This window comes from Salininema proteolyticum (assembly GCF_042685645.1).
Taxonomy (GTDB): domain Bacteria; phylum Actinomycetota; class Actinomycetes; order Mycobacteriales; family Micromonosporaceae; genus Salininema; species Salininema proteolyticum.
Window position 1 is genome coordinate 716,589 of record NZ_JBHUNX010000001.1, and the last position, 17,173, is coordinate 733,761.

Annotated in this window: 16 protein-coding genes and 1 pseudogene; 13 read left to right on the forward strand and 4 right to left on the reverse strand. The window is 70.8% G+C overall.

The window, feature by feature from the left end:
* Positions 1-133 precede the first annotated feature (133 nt).
* From ACFTE1_RS03370 to ACFTE1_RS03380, 3 genes are all read right to left on the reverse strand, one after another.
* Entirely contained in the window at positions 134-715 is a 582-nt protein-coding gene (locus tag ACFTE1_RS03370; protein ID WP_380617485.1) for a TetR/AcrR family transcriptional regulator, read from the reverse strand.
* Positions 716-861: 146 nt separating this feature from the next.
* A complete protein-coding gene (gene trmB, locus ACFTE1_RS03375) occupies positions 862-1,563 on the reverse strand; it encodes a tRNA (guanosine(46)-N7)-methyltransferase TrmB (RefSeq protein WP_380617562.1) in 702 nt (233 codons plus the stop codon).
* A gap of 60 nt (positions 1,564-1,623) precedes the next feature.
* Positions 1,624-2,502 carry a hypothetical protein gene (locus ACFTE1_RS03380; protein WP_380617484.1) on the reverse strand — a complete coding sequence of 293 codons (879 nt, stop codon included), beginning with the start codon at positions 2,500-2,502 and terminating at the stop codon, positions 1,624-1,626.
* A gap of 372 nt (positions 2,503-2,874) precedes the next feature.
* Here ACFTE1_RS03380 and ACFTE1_RS03385 point away from each other — a divergent pair, with 372 nt between their 5' ends.
* The 8 genes and pseudogenes from ACFTE1_RS03385 to ACFTE1_RS03420 form a co-directional block, all read left to right on the forward strand.
* Positions 2,875-5,295 carry a sigma-70 family RNA polymerase sigma factor gene (locus ACFTE1_RS03385; RefSeq protein WP_380617483.1) on the forward strand — a complete coding sequence of 807 codons (2,421 nt, stop codon included), beginning with the start codon at positions 2,875-2,877 and terminating at the stop codon, positions 5,293-5,295.
* Between the two features lie 7 nt (positions 5,296-5,302).
* Positions 5,303-5,803 (forward strand): GtrA family protein, encoded by a 501-nt coding sequence (locus tag ACFTE1_RS03390; RefSeq protein ID WP_380617482.1) that lies wholly within the window; start codon positions 5,303-5,305, stop codon positions 5,801-5,803.
* A gap of 33 nt (positions 5,804-5,836) precedes the next feature.
* A complete protein-coding gene (locus ACFTE1_RS03395) occupies positions 5,837-6,535 on the forward strand; it encodes a hypothetical protein (RefSeq protein WP_380617481.1) in 699 nt (232 codons plus the stop codon).
* A gap of 126 nt (positions 6,536-6,661) precedes the next feature.
* The gene (locus tag ACFTE1_RS03400; protein ID WP_380617480.1) at positions 6,662-7,279 is read left to right on the forward strand and encodes a LysE family translocator; all 618 of its coding nucleotides are present in this window, start codon (positions 6,662-6,664) and stop codon (positions 7,277-7,279) included.
* 292 nt (positions 7,280-7,571) lie between these two features.
* Positions 7,572-8,237, forward strand: coding sequence for an endonuclease NucS (gene nucS, locus ACFTE1_RS03405; RefSeq protein ID WP_380617479.1), 666 nt, complete (start codon positions 7,572-7,574; stop codon positions 8,235-8,237).
* A gap of 230 nt (positions 8,238-8,467) precedes the next feature.
* Positions 8,468-9,553 carry a mannose-1-phosphate guanylyltransferase gene (locus ACFTE1_RS03410; protein WP_380617478.1) on the forward strand — a complete coding sequence of 362 codons (1,086 nt, stop codon included), beginning with the start codon at positions 8,468-8,470 and terminating at the stop codon, positions 9,551-9,553.
* A 133-nt stretch (positions 9,554-9,686) separates the two neighbouring features.
* Positions 9,687-10,247: a hypothetical protein gene (locus ACFTE1_RS03415; protein ID WP_380617477.1), complete on the forward strand. Its 561-nt coding sequence runs from the start codon at positions 9,687-9,689 to the stop codon at positions 10,245-10,247.
* A 680-nt stretch (positions 10,248-10,927) separates the two neighbouring features.
* Positions 10,928-11,176: pseudogene (locus ACFTE1_RS03420) on the forward strand (WhiB family transcriptional regulator); the annotation flags it as partial.
* A 626-nt stretch (positions 11,177-11,802) separates the two neighbouring features.
* Here the strand turns inward: ACFTE1_RS03420 and ACFTE1_RS03425 are convergent.
* On the reverse strand, positions 11,803-12,234 hold the full coding sequence (locus ACFTE1_RS03425) for a metallopeptidase family protein (protein WP_380762583.1): 432 nt from the start codon (positions 12,232-12,234) through the stop codon (positions 11,803-11,805).
* A 64-nt stretch (positions 12,235-12,298) separates the two neighbouring features.
* Between ACFTE1_RS03425 and ACFTE1_RS03430 the strand changes: the two genes are divergently transcribed.
* The 5 genes from ACFTE1_RS03430 to manA all read left to right on the forward strand — a co-directional run bounded on the left by ACFTE1_RS03430 (position 12,299) and on the right by manA (position 17,151).
* On the forward strand, positions 12,299-12,694 hold the full coding sequence (locus ACFTE1_RS03430) for a DUF3499 domain-containing protein (protein WP_380617475.1): 396 nt from the start codon (positions 12,299-12,301) through the stop codon (positions 12,692-12,694).
* 25 nt (positions 12,695-12,719) lie between these two features.
* On the forward strand, positions 12,720-14,111 hold the full coding sequence (locus tag ACFTE1_RS03435) for a phosphomannomutase/phosphoglucomutase (protein ID WP_380617474.1): 1,392 nt from the start codon (positions 12,720-12,722) through the stop codon (positions 14,109-14,111).
* A gap of 49 nt (positions 14,112-14,160) precedes the next feature.
* The gene (locus tag ACFTE1_RS03440) at positions 14,161-14,355 is read left to right on the forward strand and encodes a Trm112 family protein (protein ID WP_380617473.1); all 195 of its coding nucleotides are present in this window, start codon (positions 14,161-14,163) and stop codon (positions 14,353-14,355) included.
* 18 nt (positions 14,356-14,373) lie between these two features.
* Positions 14,374-15,531, forward strand: coding sequence for an SIS domain-containing protein (locus ACFTE1_RS03445; RefSeq protein WP_380617472.1), 1,158 nt, complete (start codon positions 14,374-14,376; stop codon positions 15,529-15,531).
* A 462-nt stretch (positions 15,532-15,993) separates the two neighbouring features.
* Positions 15,994-17,151, forward strand: a complete 1,158-nt coding sequence (gene manA / locus ACFTE1_RS03450) for a mannose-6-phosphate isomerase, class I (protein WP_380617471.1) — start codon at positions 15,994-15,996, stop codon at positions 17,149-17,151.
* The last annotated feature ends 22 nt before the right edge of the window (positions 17,152-17,173 follow it).

Sequence of the window (17,173 nt, forward strand, 5' to 3'; positions counted from 1 at the left end):
TGGTCAGAAAATAGGGGAGCCCGGGGCCGGTCGGAGACTCGGTCCTTCGGCTCCGGCGGCGGTCAGGAGCGCGGCCGGGACTGGGTCCCGGGCCCGCGGCCTGGGCGGTGACCGGCGCGTCGGCGCGGGGCCGTCAGCTTCGTTCCCCTCCTTCGGGCGGGGAGTGGCGGATCCCCTCGGTCAGCATGGCGGCCCACGGGGCGTCGATCTCGAACGCGTCGATGGTGGTGAGCAGGTGGCACAACTGGCCGTAGGCCATGAAGCGCTGGACGGCGGCTCCGTCGGCCCTGGACCGCGTGGCGGCGAAGGTCGCGATCTCCGCGGTGCCCCGGCGTACCGCCTCGGCGATCTCCGGCTCCGCCATCGCCGCCTGTGCCTTCACCTGCAGTGCGAGAAGGTCGCGGTCGGCGATCAGGGCGGCGTAGGCGTCGCCCATGGCGTGGAGCACCGCCTCCGGAGAGGTGTCCTCTGCCGCTTCCGCCCCGCGTTCCATGGTGTCGACGATGCGCCGGTGGCACTCGTCGAGCGCGGCGGTGAAGAGGCGGGTCTTCGAGGAGAAGAGCTTGGAGACGTAGGCCGGCGAGATGCCGGCGCGCTCGGCCACGGCCGCGATGGTGACGCCGTGGAAGCCGCCGCGCGCGAAGGTCTCGATCGCGCTGGAGACGACCGTCGCGCGACGGTCCCGAGCCGTGGAGAGTGTCCGTTCCGCTGCCATGTGAATGACTGTACACTCACTCTTTTGGGCCCGCAACCCGGATCGCTGCGATCAGGCGGGGCGAAGGACCGAAACGGACCGAGGGCGCGTGAGCCGACCCCGCGCGCTGTCGCTCCGTCCGAAACCGGCGGCCCGGCTCGGAGGGCTTACTTCTTGGTGAAGAGCAGGTCGTAGATGTCGCGGCCGGCCTTCCTGCCGCGCCGCTCGAACTTGGTGACCGGCCGGTGGTCGGGCCGGGGAGCGAAACCGTCGAACCGGTTCTCCAGGACCTCCACGCCGTCGAGGACCTCCAGCATCTGCTCGGCGTAGTCGGCGATGTCGGTGGCGGTGTGCAGCGTGCCGCCCGGCCGCAGCAGCCCGCACATCGTCCTCACGTGCTCGTCCTGGATGATGCGGCGCTTGTGGTGGCGCTTCTTGGTCCACGGGTCGGGGAAGTAGACGCGGAACTCGTCGACCGAGTCCGCGGCCAGGCCCTCCCACAGCAGCGGCAGGGCGTCGCCGTTGTAGACGCGCACGTTCTCCAGCCCGCGCCTCTCCAGGCCCAGCATCAGGTCGGCCACGCCCTGCGGGAAGACCTCCACCGCGAGGACGTCGCGGTCCGGGTCGGCCTCGGCCATCGCCAGGGTCGCCTCGCCGTTGCCCGAGCCGATCTCCACCACCAGGGGGGCCTTGCGCCCGAACAGGGCCTCCACGTCGACCGCGCCGGAGCCGCGGCTCCAGTCCAGCGCGTAGCGCGGGATCAGGGCGTCGGCCTCGTCGTGGCGGGCCTTCTTGCGCCCCTGGCGGAAGTTGAACGTCAGGATGTGGCGCCCGGACGGGTCGGCAGTGTGCTGGTCGGTCACAGGAATCTCTCGCAAGGCTCTCGTCGAGTCGATGGGACGCCCGGGCGCGGACGGCGGCTCGCCGGGCTACCTGTCGAGTCTAGCCGGAGCGTCGTAGGACCGGCCACGGATGCCGCCGCCGGAGTCGCGGCGGTCGTCCTCGAGGGGCTCGACGTCGTCGGACCCGACCTCCTCCTGGAACGCGATCGAGCCGTCGCCGAAGAGATAGGACTCACGCTCCTCGGGGACGTCGCCGGCGGACTCGTCGTCGAAGTCGGCCTCGTCGGGCTCCTCCACTTCGAAGCGGCTCTGTTCGGGGACGTAGACGCCGTCGCCGCCGTCCTCCTCCTCGAGGAGTTCGTCGACGGGCACCTCCCGTGCGGCCCTGCGGTCCGCGACACGGCGCTCACGTCCCAGTCGCAGCGCGCGCATGCGCAGGAACCGGAGGTAAGCCACCAGGCAGACCGCCGAGAGCGCGAGGCCCGACCAGAACCCGGGTCCGAGGAGGACCACCCCGGCCAGTTGCAGGACGGTCAGCCCCAGCAGGATGTAGAGGATGCGGCGGTGCCGGCCCTGCCACCAGAGGCGGCGGGCGTCGGCGATCTCCCAGTCGGTCATCTCGGAACCCTCGTCGTCAGAGGAACGGAGCTTCTTCAACCGTACCGACTCCGCGGCCCTGCGTCCCCTCCGGCTCCACAGGCGCGAGCGCGGGGCGACGGGCTCGCCGTCGGAGTCCTCCGCGTCGCCGAGGCCTTGCGGGGGAGCGGTCACGGGAGCGGAGAGGGGGTGCTCCGGCATGGTCGAGAGACGGGTCTCCAAAGGGGACTCCCGGTCGAGGACGCGCACGGGGTGGTCGAGCCTCTCGCGCAGCAGCCGCTCTTCCTTGTCGTGGCGGCGGACCAGGGCGGGAGTGAGCGCGACCAGAGCGGTGATGGCCAAGAGGGCCAAGAGAACGGACGCGGGCACGGCCGACTCCTTTCCGGTCGCTTGCGGAGGACGTCAGACACTGACCATACTGCATGGTAGAAAGCCGTGCCGCGTTCCGCGATCCCGCTCCGATCCATTCCGGACGCGGGTCGGGGCACCCGGGCTGAACTGCGGGGATGTCAGCCCCTTGACGAGGAGAAATACAAGTGTAGTATTCCCCTCATCACAACGGGTCGCCGGACCGGCACCGGAGGGTCCGCGCGGCTCATTTCACTTCCGCAAGGCCGCAACCGGAAAGGGAGGCGATCGTTATACAGACTGGAGTCCGAGCCGCCCCGACTTCTGGACCGGACCCCACGGCCCGCGAGGCCGCAACCGACCGACCGAGCCGGCCCGCCGGAAAGGAGCCCCGTGGACACCTCCTCCTCGACACCGCTCGCGCAGCAGTCGGACCCCGAGCTCGTCAAGGCCACCCGGACGGGCGACACGGGCGCTTACGCGGTCCTCTACGAACGCCACCTCGGATCCGCCCGGCGCCTCGCGCGCATCCTCGCCGCCGACGAGGCCACCGCCGACGACCTCGTCAGCGAGAGCTTCGCCAAGATCCTCCAGACCCTCCAGGAGGGCGGAGGACCCGACGTCGCCTTCCGCCCCTACCTCCTGCGCAGCATGCGCAACACCTTCTATGACCGCGTCCGCCGCGACAAGAAGGTCACCTTCACCGACGACGCCCGCGTCTTCGACGCCGACGCCGCGACCGCGGACGACCCCGAGGTCAAGAAGCTCGACAAGCGCTACGCCTCCAACGCCTTCGCCAAACTGCCCGAGCGGTGGCAGATGGTCCTGTGGCACACCGAGGTCGAAGAGGACAGCCCCGCCGACATCGCGCCCCTCCTGGGCATGACCCCCAACGGCGTCGCCGCGCTCGCCTACCGGGCGCGCGAACGCCTGCGCCAGCTCTTCCTGCAGGAGCACATCGCCGACTCCGCCGACGAGAACTGCCGCTGGACGGTCGACCGCCTAGGCGCGCACGTGCGCGGGCGCCTGGCCGCGCGCGACTCCAAAAAGGTCGACGACCACCTCTCCGCGTGCGTGCCCTGCAAGATCCTCGTCATGGAACTGGCCGAGGTCAACTCCGGGATGCGCGGCGTCCTCGCCCCCATCGTCCTCGGCGTGGCCGCCGGGTCCTACCTCGCCACGAGCACCGGCATCGCCGCCGGCGCCGGTTTCCTGGCCGTCCTCGCCGAGCCCTTCCTCCAGGCCGCCAACTGGATCCGCCGCTTCTTCCAACAGCTCGGCACCAAGGGGTCCATCGCCACGGGAACCGCGACCGCCACCGTCATCGCCGCAGTGGCCGTCGCGCTCACCCTCGACGACGACCCCGAGCCGCCCGAATCGGCCGCTCCGCCCGCCGTCAACGAGTCGCCCGCCCCCGAAGAGCCGGCCGAGGAGCCCTCCGAAGAGGACGAGGCCCCCGACCCTCCCGCGCCCGAACCGGACCCCGAGCCGGAGCCGGAGCCCGAACCCGATCCCGACGACCCCGAACCCGACCCGGACGAGCCCGCCGACCCGCCGGAGGAGCCCGACCCGGTCACCGTCCGGCACGGCCTCGGCGACAGAGGACTGTCGGCCGGGGGAGTGAACACCCTCCCGATCGTCCTGCACGGCGAAGAGTTCGCCGCGAACAGGGAAGAGGCGCGGACGTTCCAGCAGGCGACCCCCGAAGAGGAACCCGGGGAGGAACCCGGCGGGGAACCGGACGAGGGACCGGACGAAGGTCCGACCACCGTGACCGTCACCGTCCCCGACGGCGTCGGCCTCGCCTCCGAGACGACTCCGGAGGGCTGGTCCTGCGGGGCCGAGGCCCTTGTCGTCATCTGCAGCGACGCCGAGGCGGACGGGTCCTCCGACCGCGTCTCCATCGACCTGAGCCTGTCTCCCGACCTGTCCGGGTTCCAGTCCTTCGACGTCGCCGTCGAAGGCCCCGGCGTGTCCGGGAAGGAGACCCTGCGCCTGCCCGTCGCCCCGGCGGGCACCTCCGCGATCTACTCCACGACCGCGGCCACCGGCACCGAGGCGGCCGGGAACACGTGGATGAGCTGCCGCCCGGCCAACTGCCGCCACCGGCCCCTCTGGGCCCCCGGCGAGAACTGGTGGCTGCACCCCCACCGCGGCAAGGGGGCGCCGCTCGCGCCCGCCGCGGCCGTCTCCGGCGCGACCCTCTCGGTGCCGGAGGGCGCGGAGATCCAGTGGGCCGGGCTCTCCTGGGGCGGCGTCGACGGGGCGGCCTCCCAGGTCGACCTCTGGACCGATGACGGCTGGACGACCGTCCACCCCGAGAGCACCGCCGACCGCCAGGCCTTCGCCGAGGTCACCGGCCTCGTCCGCTCGGGCGAGGTCTGGGTCGCCGCCGGGTTCGGGGAGCTGCCGATGGGCCACTGCCACGACTGCTCCATGCGCTGGGCGGGATGGGGGCTCACCGTCGTCTACGCCATGCCCGGCGCCGACGACGAGGTCGCCGTCTACCAGACCGCCACCGACCGGGACTTCTCCCTCGCCGTTCCCGCCGGGGAAGGGGACGCGACCTACGTCAACTGGGGCGGGTCGGAGGACCACGCCGACCTCAGCTGGAGCGTGGGCGGCCGCGACCTGGCCTCGCCCTCCCGCTCGCGTGCGAGAGGGTCGAACGAGGGACCCGGTTGGTATACTTTCGGGGTCGACGTCGGCCGCGAGGAGTTCTCCCTGGGAGCTCCGGGCCGACTGTCCTTCGCCCAGGGGTCACCGCCCAACCTCCTCGGAGTCGTCGCGGTGACGGGTCCCGGCCCCGATTAGGAGAACCATGCCGCGCAGCGCAGTCGAAGAGGCGCCGGCGCCGCCCGACGCCGCACCGCCCGGGCTCGTCCGCCGCCTTTACGACCGTTTCGGCGAACTCGTCCGCTTCCTCTCCGTCGGAGGGTCGGCCTACGTCATCGACGTAACGCTCTTCAACCTCTTCTTCGTCATGCTCGACTGGAACGCGGGCGCCGCCAAGACCGTCGCGACGGTCATCGCCACGACCCTCGCCTTCCTCGGCAACCGCTACTGGACCTGGCGCGAGAACCTCGCCGACGGAGCGGGCGGGGCGAAACAGTACTTCCTGTACTTCTTCTTCAACGGCATCGGACTGCTCATCTCCCTGCTGTGCCTGTGGGCCAACCACGGCTTGGCGCAGGTCTGGCCGGACGTCTTCGACACGGTCCTGGCCGCCAACATCGCCGGAAACGTCGTGGGCGTCGCGGTGGCCTCCGGCTTCCGCTTCTACGCCTACCGCACGTGGGTCTTCGCCCCCGCCAAGGCGTGAGCGCCGTTCGCGGGCCGGGCCTATAATGCCGACATGGCCTCCATTTCGCTCCGCCGCGCACTCCCCGCTCTAGCCGCGTCCGCCGTCCTCGTCCTCTCCGCCTGCGGAGTGGGCCTCGACTCCGACGAAGACGACGGCCCCACCGGAGAACCCTCCGAAGGTTCGGAAGAGATCACGGAGGCCGAGGTGGACGAGGCCGCCGACCAGGCGACCATTCCGAAGGACTCGCCCCACCTGGCCGACCAGGAGTTCCTCTTCCACCGCAAACGCGACGACAACAGTTACTCCGCCGGCGGCCGCATCCCCATGGACGACTGCAACCTCCTCGGCGGATACGGCTCCATCCGCGCCTCCTTCAGCACCCTCGTGCACTTCAGCTTCGACGAGCACCAGCAGATGAGCACGTCCCTGGTGAACAACGCCTTCGTCACCGACCGCCCGGCCGCGGACGTGTTCCCCGAGATCACCGAGAAGGTCGAGGCCGACTGCGCCGAGTACGAGCGGGACGGCGAGATGATCTCCGCGGAGACCGAGGTGGACGCGCCGGAAGGCGTCCCCGGCGAGCAGTGGTACGGCCGCTGCTACTCGATGGGGGAGTGCCGCGCCCTCGTCGTCGCCGGCGACCACTCCATCGCCGAGCTGCGGGTCGGCAGCTCTCCGGGCGACCACGACGCGGCGGCGGAGTACCTCCAGGTCCTCACGCTCGAGCTGCCGGGACTGTCCGGCGAGTGAGCCCGGTGGCCCGCAGGGGCTCTCGGCCCTCCGTTCCGGCGGCCACCATGCGGGAACGGGCTTGCCGGACGGAGCCCCGTCAGTAGTCTGGGTTCCGTACGCCCCTACCGGCAAAGGATCCTCACCGTGGGCATCGAGTTCCTCCTGACCGCGTTCGTCGTCACCGTCTCACCGGGCACGGGGGTGGTCTACACTCTCGCCGCCGGCCTGGCGCGAGGGTCCAAGGCCGCCGTCGTCGCCGCCTTCGGCTGCACCCTGGGCATCATCCCGCACCTGGCCGCCGCCATCGCGGGCGTCGCGGCCGTGCTGCACGCCAGCGCCGTGGCCTTCCAGGCCTTCAAGGTCGTCGGAGTGCTCTACCTCCTCTACCTCGCCTGGCAGGTCGTCCGGGAGAAGGGGGCGATGAGGCTGGACCAGAAGGCGGAGGAGAGGCCGGCCTCGTATCCGCGCGTCATCGGCACGGCGGTCCTCGTCAACGCGCTCAACCCCAAGCTGTCGATCTTCTTCCTGGCCTTCCTCCCACAGTTCACGGCGCCGGACGACCCGCACGCGGCTCTCACCATGATCCGGCTGGGCCTGGTGTTCATGGCGATGACCTTCGCGGTGTTCACCGTGTACGGGCTCTTCGCCGCCAAGGTTCGCAGCCACGTCATTTCGCGGCCGCGCGTCATGGCGTGGATGCGCCGCTCCTTCGCGGCGGCCTTCGTCGGCCTCGGCATCCGATTGGCCGCGGCGGAGCGCTAGCGGCGGACGTCCGACCGCGCGAAAAGACGGAGATGGCATGCTGGGGGCGCGATTCCGCGGTCACCACCGATAGGAAGCGATCCTTTAGGGCCCGAGGGCGCGCCGGAAGGCCCGGAGTCCTGTCAGGACCCGGCGGCGCGAAGCGCCGACGCCGTTCTCCTCGCCGACGCCGGTATCCGCCCCAGGGGAATCGCGGGCGCCGACCGGAAAAGGCCGCCGCGACGCGAAACCCGGCCCGTCCCCGGTGCGGCTGGGGCCGCCTGCAAGCCGCACCACACGTACAATCTCCTCCATGCGTCTGATCATCGCCCGCTGCTCGGTGGACTACACCGGCCGGCTCTCCGCACACCTGCCGTCCGCCAAGCGCCTCATCATGCTCAAGGGCGACGGCTCGGTGCTCATCCACTCCGACGGCGGCTCCTACAAGCCGCTGAACTGGATGACGCCCCCGTGCACGGTCAAGGAGGACGGCGACGTCTGGACGGTCACCCACAAGAAGACCGGCGACAAGCTCACCATCCGCGTGGAGGAGACCCTCGAAGAGGTCTCGCACGAGCTGGGCGTCGACCCGGGGCTGCAGAAGGACGGCGTCGAGGCGCACCTGCAGGAGCTCCTGGCCGCCGACACCGCGCCGCTCGGCGAGGGGTGGAACCTCGTGCGCCGAGAGTTCCCCACGGCCATCGGGCCGGTCGACCTCATGTGCCGCGACGGCGCCGGAGCCCATGTCGCCGTGGAGATCAAGCGGCGCGGCGAGATCGACGGCGTCGAGCAGCTGACCCGATACCTGGAGCTGCTCAACCGCGACCCGCTCCTCAAGCCCGTGGAGGGCGTCTTCGCCGCCCAGGTCATCAAGCCGCAGGCGAGGGTCCTCGCGGAGGACAGGGGCATCCGCTGCGTCGTCCTCGACTACGACGAGATGCGCGGGGCCGAGGACGAGAGCCAGCCCCGGCTCTTCTAAGCCTCCCGGGGCGGGGTCCGCCCCTCCGCGGGGAAGGCGAGGCGGATCCGCGTCGGCCGTCCCCGGCGCCCGAGTACCGGGGCGCCGGTGTTCCGAGTTGCTCGCCCGGGCCGCGGAACGCGCAGGAACGCCGCCCGCCGTACCGCCTTTGAGGTGGCCGTCGGCGCATTCGTGGGACGTTACCCGGGGAGCCGCACGGAAGGCTCGTCCGCTCTCGTTAAACTGGTGGCATGTTGCATGCGGTAGTTCCCGCCGGCGGTTCCGGCACCCGCCTTTGGCCCTTGTCCCGAGCCCAGCGCCCCAAGTTCCTCCTGCCCTTGACGGGATCGGAACGGTCCCTTCTCCAATCGACCGTGGAGCGCCTGGGGCACCTGTCCGACACCGACCACGTCTACGTCGTCACCGGCGCCGCCCACGCTGTCGACGTCGCGCGCCAGCTCTCCCACGTTCCGGGCGACAATATCCTCGTCGAGCCCTCGCCGCGCGACTCGGCCGCGGCGATCTCGTTGGCCGCCGCGGTGATCGCCGAGCGCGATCCGGAGGCGATCATGGGGTCCTTCGCCGCCGACCACCTGGTGCCGGACGCGGAGGCCTTCGCCGAGACGGTCGGCAAGGCCATGGAGCTGGCCGCCGACGGGCTCTTGATGACCATCGGCATCACGCCGACCGGTCCGGACACCGGCCTGGGCTACCTGAGGCTGGGGGACCCCGTCGGACCGGGGCACAAGCTCGCCGCCTTCGTCGAGAAGCCCGACCAGGTCTCGGCCGTGGAGTACGTCAGCTCCGGGCAGTACCTGTGGAACGCGGGCATGTTCGTGTGGCGCGTCGACGCCTTCCTCGACCAGCTGGCCAAGCGGAAACCGCAACTTCACCAGACCGTCCGCCGGCTCGCGGAGGCCTGGGACTCGCCGCAGCGCGAGTCGCTGTTCGCGCAGCTGTGGCCCACTCTGGAGAAGATCTCGATCGACTACGCGGTCATGGAGCCCGCGGCCGCCGACGGCATGGTGGGCGTCGTTCCCGGGACGTTCAAGTGGGACGACGTGGGGGACTTCGACACGCTCGGGCAGGTGCTGACGGGCGACGCCATGGGGAACGTGACCATCAACGCGGGCGACGCGCCCGAGCCGCTGCTCAACGAGTCCAAACGCAATGTGGTCGTCTCGGCGGGGCGCCGCTTCATCGCGACGATCGGCATGGACGACGCCATCGTGGTGGACACCGACGACGCGGTGCTGGTCGCGCCGCGCGACAGGGCGCAGGAGGTGAAGGCGGTCGTCGAGGAGCTCAAGGCCCGCGGCCGCGACGACCTCGTCTGAGGCCTCCCCGGCGAGTACGGCGCCGGGAACACCGGCGCCGGGCTCCCGTTCGGGCCCGACGCGGGCCATGACGGCGGTCGCGCCTGCCGGATGCGGAGTACTCTTCCCACTGAGAAGCGCTAGAAGGAGAAGAATGGCGGAGACGGCAGGAACCACCGGGTCCCGACCGGAGGGGGAGGACGGGGCACCGTCCGCGTCGGCGGAAGCCGCCGGTCCCCGGTCCGAACCGGGCGGCGACGCCGTCGCCCGGAAGGCCGCCGCGGCGGTGCTCCTGCTCGCGGCGTTCCTGATCGTCGCGGCCGCGTCGCTCGACTGGCTCTACTCCGGCGGCACCGACCCGCGGGACACCGTGCTGTCCCGCGCCGCCCAGATGGGCTTCTCCGACAACTCTTCCGAGTGGCTGTTCACCGCTCTGCCCGTCGCCGCCCCGGCCGCCGCCGTCTGGCTCGCGCCCTCCAGGGCCACCCGATGGGCGGCTTCGCTCTGCTACGCCCTCTACCTCGTCGCAGGGGCCTCCCTGGCGGCCTCCGCGGCCCTCTTCGGCTTCGACTCGGCGCTCCAGGTGGAGCAGGCGGACTACGAGTGGATCACGCCGGGGGACGCGGGCTGGACCCTCGTCGTCCAGTCGGCCCACCTTCTCGTGGCGGGCGCGCTCTGGGCTTGGGCGGCACGCCGGAGCCGGATTTCCTCATAATCCTCTAATCCGCTGCGCCCCAAAAGAATGAAAGGGCGGCGGTCGACCGACGCCCGGCCATCGGTGTCAGAAATGCATGAATCTCACTCAAATGGGTGAGTAGTCCGATGCCGGTTGTCCGCTTTGTCACCTTGCGCTATGGTGTGATACCTAGCTGTGATCGACCACAGTGTCACTCGCGACTCGCCTCCATACCAAAGCCGTTAGGGCAGAAGAGCTTCGCCGTCGTCCGACCAGACCGGCGGCCGAACGCCGATGAAGCGGAGAGCGCAGCCGAGGCCGCGCCGGAACCACCGACGCCGGCGGGGCGGACACGCGGCCACGGCATCTCAGACCACAGAACCTTTGTTCGGGATGGACACGTACGGGGAGGTGCGTGACCGATCGGAGGTTCGGTCGTTGACATAGATAGGAAGGAGAGCCGCGCAGCGCGGAGACGATTCATCCAGCCGTCCGCCGCCGGCCGGCACCGCCGGGGCGGGACCCAGAAGTCCCCTGTCGGCCCACGTCCCCGACCGCCCGGCCCGGCCGGGCCGTCACCGTCCGGACCCGAAGCGCCCGGGCCGTCGGGGCAGGCCGTCCAGGACACCAGACCCGAATCGTCACTTCCTGCGGCTCGAGCGGTGGCTCTCCGAACGATCGCGCCGTTCCACGGCGCCATTACAGGAGGCGTAGCGTAAATGGAAACCAGAGACTACCTTTCGGAACTGCTGGGCACCGTCCAGGACTGGCAGGCTCGGGCGCTGTGCGCGCAGACGGACCCGGAGGCGTTCTTCCCGGAGAAGGGCGGATCGACCCGGGACGCGAAACGCATATGCGCCCGTTGCGATGTACGCGACGACTGCCTCAAGTACGCCTTGGAACACGACGAGCGGTTCGGCATCTGGGGAGGCCTCTCCGAGCGGGAGAGGCGCAAGATCAAGCGCCAGGCGCGCGAGGCGGCCCAGCTCTGCGGCGACGTGTTCCGGCCGTTGGTGATCGCGGGCGGGACCCCGATGATCACCACGGAGGCCGGCGGAGTGACCGTCCTCGGAGGCGTGTCCGGCCCGGCCGACCTCTACGGCCGGGTGCCCGCGCAGACCAACAGCAGCGAAGAGCAGCAGCCGCAGCGCGTCCCGGTCGGCGTCTGACCCTTGTTCCGTTGAGCTCCTAGAGGGCCCGTGCCGCGCGGTACCCACCCGCCGCGCGGCACGGCCCCGAGCGTCTTCCGGCGTGCGCCGCCGCGACCGCCTTCTCCAACGCGGCTTCGGACGGCCTTCCGCGCAGCCCACCGCGATCGGTCCTCGGCCGTTTCGGCGGCGCCGGCCCCCGCGCACGCGGGGTGGCAGCGGTAGAGCACGCCCCGCTGCACCTCGGTGAACTGCCTCCCGCACGCACGCACGGTGTCAGCGTTCCCCCATTGCAAGAGGCTGCCGCCCTTCGAGCCTCCCCCTCCCACACAGGCGTGGCGTCAGCCGCACCGGGGAATCTAACCCTCCCGCCGAACGCCTCCCCACGCGCGGCGTCAGCCGGTCGCGCCCCCGTCCGCGGTCTCCACGACCGTGTCCGCGCAGTGTCAGTAGTCGAGGTCCTCGGGCTCCACTCCCAGCAGTGCGGCCAGCTGCTCGGCCAGCACCGACTGAATCAGCATCTCCTTCTCGCTCCTGCCGATCGAGCGCATCTCTATGGGCCGCCGGTAGAGCACTATCCGGGGCGAGGCGGCCACCGTTCCCGGCTGCGACGGGAAGAGCCGCGCGAGGGGGACTCCGGCATCCTCCACAATGTCAGCGTCGTAGGGGGTCACGTCCGGGGGAATGTCCGCGACCGCGAATTCAATGTGACGAAGGCTACCCACCCGGGCGTCCAGGCTCGTCGCCAGCCTCTGCTCGATCTTGCCGACGGCGGCCATCACCATCCCGTCGAACCGCTCTCTAGAGGTCTTCCTAGCTGGAAGAACACTGGGCATGAGCGGCCCTCGCATGCCCCTTCCGTGTCTGTCCCTTTGCATGAATCCAGAATAAACCGCCGGAATGGAAACACCGAGCGTCCGCCGATAGTGGTAGTTTCGTCATGTGAGGTCGGATCGTCGTTGTTCCCGAAACGGTTGCCGCCAACCGGCGGTCGCTACGCTGACATATATCTACGCGGACTCAACCGCGGTAGTGGGCCCTCTCGCCACGGCGCGAGAGCCCCACAGCTATGACCTGTGCTCTCTGCACGCCGGGCGCCTCACCGCGCCCCGAGGCTGGGAGTTGGTGCGCCACAAAGGCGACTACGACGCCCCCATGCCCACCGACGACGACCTCGTCGCGCTGGCCAACGCGGTCCGCGAGGCCGCCGGCGGCGAGCCCGAGAACATGGACGAGGAACCCGCCTCCGAAACGGAGCGGCCCATGCCACGTCGCGGCGAACCGACCATCCGCGGCCACTTGCGGGTCGTTCAAGCTGAGGACGACCAGAGACGGTGACGAGACCCCGAAAGGGCGGCACACAGTGGCAGCGCACAGCAAAGACGCGAACGAACTCAAGAAGATCGTCAAGGCCTACGACATCCGGGGCCTGGCCGGAGAGCAGCTCACCACCGCGATGATGGAGGCGCTCGGCTGTGCCGCCGGCGAAGTCGCCGGAGCCGAGACCTGGACCCTCGCCCACGACATGCGCGACACCGGACCGACCTACGCCCGCGCCTTCGCCAAGGGCCTCAACCGCGCCGGAGTCGACGCCGTCCTCGCCGGACTCTGCGCCACCGACATGATCTACTACATCGCCGGACGCCACGGCACGGCCGGCGCCATGTTCACCGCCAGCCACAACCCCGCCGAGTACAACGGCATCAAGCTCTGCCTCCCCGGCGCCCGCCCCATCGGGCTGGACACCGGCCTCGCCGAGATCCGCGACCGCGCCGTGGAACTCCTCGAAGGAGCCGACTGGCCCGACAAGGACGGCACCGTCACCGAGCACGACTACCTCGGCGAGTACGCCGCCTACATGCGCGAGCTGGTCGACCTGGGCGGCATCCGCCCCCTCAAGGTCGTCGTCGACGCCGGCAACGGCATGGCCGGCCACACCGTTCCCGCCGTCCTCGGCGACGGCCCCCTGCCGGCCCTCCCCCTGACGATCGACCCGCTCTACTTCGAGCTCGACGGCACCTTCCCCAACCACGAGGCCAACCCGCTCGAGCCGGCCAACCTCGTCGACCTACAGGAGCGCGTCCGCACCACCGACGCCGACCTCGGCCTCGCCTTCGACGGGGACGCCGACCGCTGCTTCGTCGTCGACGCCGACGGCGAGCCCGTCTCGCCCTCCGCCATCACCGCCCTCATCGCCGCCCGCGAACTGGACAAGCACCCCGGCGCCTCGATCGTCCACAATCTCATCACCTCCCGCGCCGTCCCCGAGATAGTCGCCGAGAACGGCGGCGAAGCGGTCCGAACCCGAGTGGGGCACTCCTACATCAAGGCCACCATGGCCGAGGTCGACGCCGTCTTCGGAGGCGAGCACTCCGCCCACTATTACTTCAAGGAGTTCTGGTACGCCGACACCGGCATGCTCGCCGCGATGCACGTGCTGGCCGCCGTCGGCGGAGGCGACCAGAGCCTCGCCGACCTAGCCGCCGACCTCGAACGCTACGTCGCCAGCGGAGAGATCAACACCTCCGTGGACGACACCGGCGAGAAGCTCCGCGACCTCAGGCAGATCTACGGGACGACCTGCGACGTCGACATCGACGAGCTGGACGGCCTGACCCTCGGCTACAAGGACGGCACCTGGGCCAACATCCGCCCGTCCAACACCGAACCCCTCCTGCGGCTCAACGTCGAGGGCCCCGACCTCGCCGCCATGGAGCGTATCCGCGACGAAGTGCTCTCCCACATCAGAGGGTAGGACGCCGGGGACCACGACAGCGAAGGCCGTAAAACTGAAAGGGAGTGCCATGCCAGACAACCACACGGAAGACGGTCTGCCGGACATCCTCCTCGACATCCTGCGCTGCCCTGCGGACAAGGCGAAGCTCGAGTACCACGAGGAGGACGACACGCTCGTCTGCACCGAGTGCGGCACCGCCTACCCCGTCGAGGGCAACATTCCGGTTATGTTGAACCCCAAGCACGGCAACGAAGAGGAATAGCGGTCCCTGGGAGGCACCATGGCAGAGAACATCACCGGCGACGCGCACGCCGACGAGCACCGCCTCGAGAACGTTGAAGAGCAGGGCGAGCCCGGCGGGCCGCTGTGGGCGCTGGCCAACGCCGGCCCCAGCCTCCGGGAGATCTCCGCGCTCACCGCGGAGGCCGGCCTCTCTGAACTGGCCGAGGACGGCCGCCCCCGAGCGGTCGTCGTCGCCGGAGTCGGCACCGCCGCCCGCACCGGCGACATCCTCCAGACGGTGGCCGGCCCGCGCTGCCCCGTCCCGATCTTCGCCCACCGCTCCGAGGGCGTGCCCGGCTGGGTCGGAGCGGGCGACGTCGTCCTCGCCGTCTCCGGCTCCGGACGCTCGCCCGAGGCCCTCGCCGCGGCCGAGGCCGCCGCGCGCCGGGGCGCTCGCCTGGTGGCCATCGGCGCCCCCGACTCACAGCTGCAGGGCGTCGCCGAGCGCGCCCGCGCTCCCTTCATCCCCGTCCCGCGCCGCGCCCCGGCCCTGATGAGCCTGTGGGCGTTGGCCGTCCCCGTGCTCATGGCCGGGCGCGCGCTCGGGCTGGTCCCCGTCACCGAGGCCGACATCGCCGAGACGGCCCGCCGCCTCGACGAGGACGCCGAGCGCTGCCGCCCGACCGCCGACTCCTTCGTCAACCCGGCCAAGGAGATGGCCATGAACCTGGCCGGCACCGTACCGGTCGTGTGGGGCTCCAGCCCCCTGGCCGGCGTGGCGGCCCTGCGCTTCGGCGACATGCTCGCCACCAACGCCCGCTACCCCGCCGTCGCCGGGGAGCTCACCGAGGTCGGGCGCGGCCAGGTCGGCCTCCTCGACGGACCCTACGGCTCCCTCGTCGACCGCGACATCTTCGCCGACGAAGCGGCCGAGACCCGCCTGCGGATCATCCTCATGCGCGACGACGGGCTGGAGGGCGACGACACCACCCCCGAACCGGACAAACGCCGCGCCGAGGCCATCATCGAGCTGGCCGAGCAGCGCAACCTGCACCTCGACATCGTCAACGCCGAGGGCGGATGCGCCCTGGAGCGGCTGGCCTCCCTCATCGCCGTGACGGACTTCGCCTCGGTGTACCTGGCGCTCGCGCACGGCTTCGACCCGCGCAAGGTGCCGGCGGTCGCCGAGATGAAGGACCTCGTCGCCGGGTCCTGACCCGGTGACGCCCGTCCACCGGTGCGGGCTCCGCCGGAACCGGCGCCGGGTCCGGCCCGGGAGCACCGGCCCGAACGGTGGGACAGCTGGCGACACAGTCGGAGACGTCTGCCAAGGCCGGCGACCGTACCCGAAGGTAGAGTTGTGGCGAGGCGGCCGGTGGAGACATCGTCTGTGACTCACCGCAGAGCAGGCTTCCGCCTGCGGGAGTACCCCGGCGGTCGCCGTACGGCCCGGAACGGCGCACGCGGACGCCCTCGCGGCGGGAGGACGTCCTCCACCGCGGGCCCTGCGGCCCCGGCTCGTGGAGACCTCGGCAACAGCCGGCCGGGGAAGCCGGAACCAGCGCGACCGTCAGGGCAGCGCACCGACCGGAACGACCGGTTGGAATCCCCGTGGCCTTGGGCCTGGGGGAGGAAGCCAACCGCTAGTCTAGAGAGATACACGGAGAAGGGAGCCGGTGTGCAGGAGCTGGAAGGCGTGATAAGGAACTACGCCTGGGGGTCGCGGGTCGACATCGCCCGCATGCAGGGCCGCGTCTGTCCGACCGAGCTTCCCGAAGCCGAAGAGTGGTACGGGGCGCACCCCACCGCTCCCTCCTTCCTCGCCGACGGCCGCTCCCTCGACACCGCCGTCCAAGTCGATCCCAAGGGAATGCTCGGCGACGCGGTCCTCAACCGCTACGGCGCCCGCGTCCCCTTCATGATGAAGCTCCTGGCCGCCGCGCGTCCCCTCTCCCTTCAAGCGCACCCCAACGCCCGGCAGGCCCACTCCGGCTATGTCCGCGAACGCCGCATGGGAGTGGACTTCAACTCCCGCAACTACGTCGACTTCAACCACAAGCCCGAGCTGCTGGTCGCGCTCTCCGAGTTCCGGGCGCTGTGCGGCTTCCGCGACCCGCGGGAGGCCGCCCGCGACGTCGAGTCGCTCCACGTGGAGGGCCTCTCCGACCTGGTGCAGACGCTGCGCTCGGGCGAGGGCTCCATCCGCCGCGCCGTGACCATGGTCCTGGGCAACCGCGAAGACTGCGGCACCCTGATCGAGCAGGCCGCGAAGGCCGCCGAAGGACGGCCCGAACCGGAGTTCGAGATGCTCGTCGAACTCGCCGAGAGCTACCCCGACGACCCGGGCGTCCTGGTGAGCCTCCTGCTCAACCACCTCGTCCTGCAGCCCGGTCAGGCGGTCTACATGCCCGCCGGGAACATGCACGCCTACCTGCGCGGATTCGGGGTCGAGATCATGGCGGCCTCCGACAACGTCCTGCGCGGCGGCCTGACCTCCAAGAAGGTGGACGTGCCGGAACTCCTGCGCGTCCTGGACTTCCGCGTCATGGAGCACCCGCTGTGCGACGCGGTCGACGGGGAGAGCGGGCGCATCCGCCAGTGGCCGGTCCCGGTCGACGACTTCGAGCTGCGCCGCGTGAACGTGAAGGGCGACGAGGTCACCCTGAACGTGGAGGGTCCGCGCATCGTCCTGGCCGTCGACGGCGCCATCCGCGTCTACGACAAGCACGGCGACGTAGCCCTGCGGGCCGGGCGGGCGGCCTTTTCCGCCGCCGACGCCGGGCCGATCTCCGTCGGGGGGACCGGAACGGTCTTCCTCGCCAACGTCAGCAAGTAGCGGCCAGCGGAAGGCCGCGAGC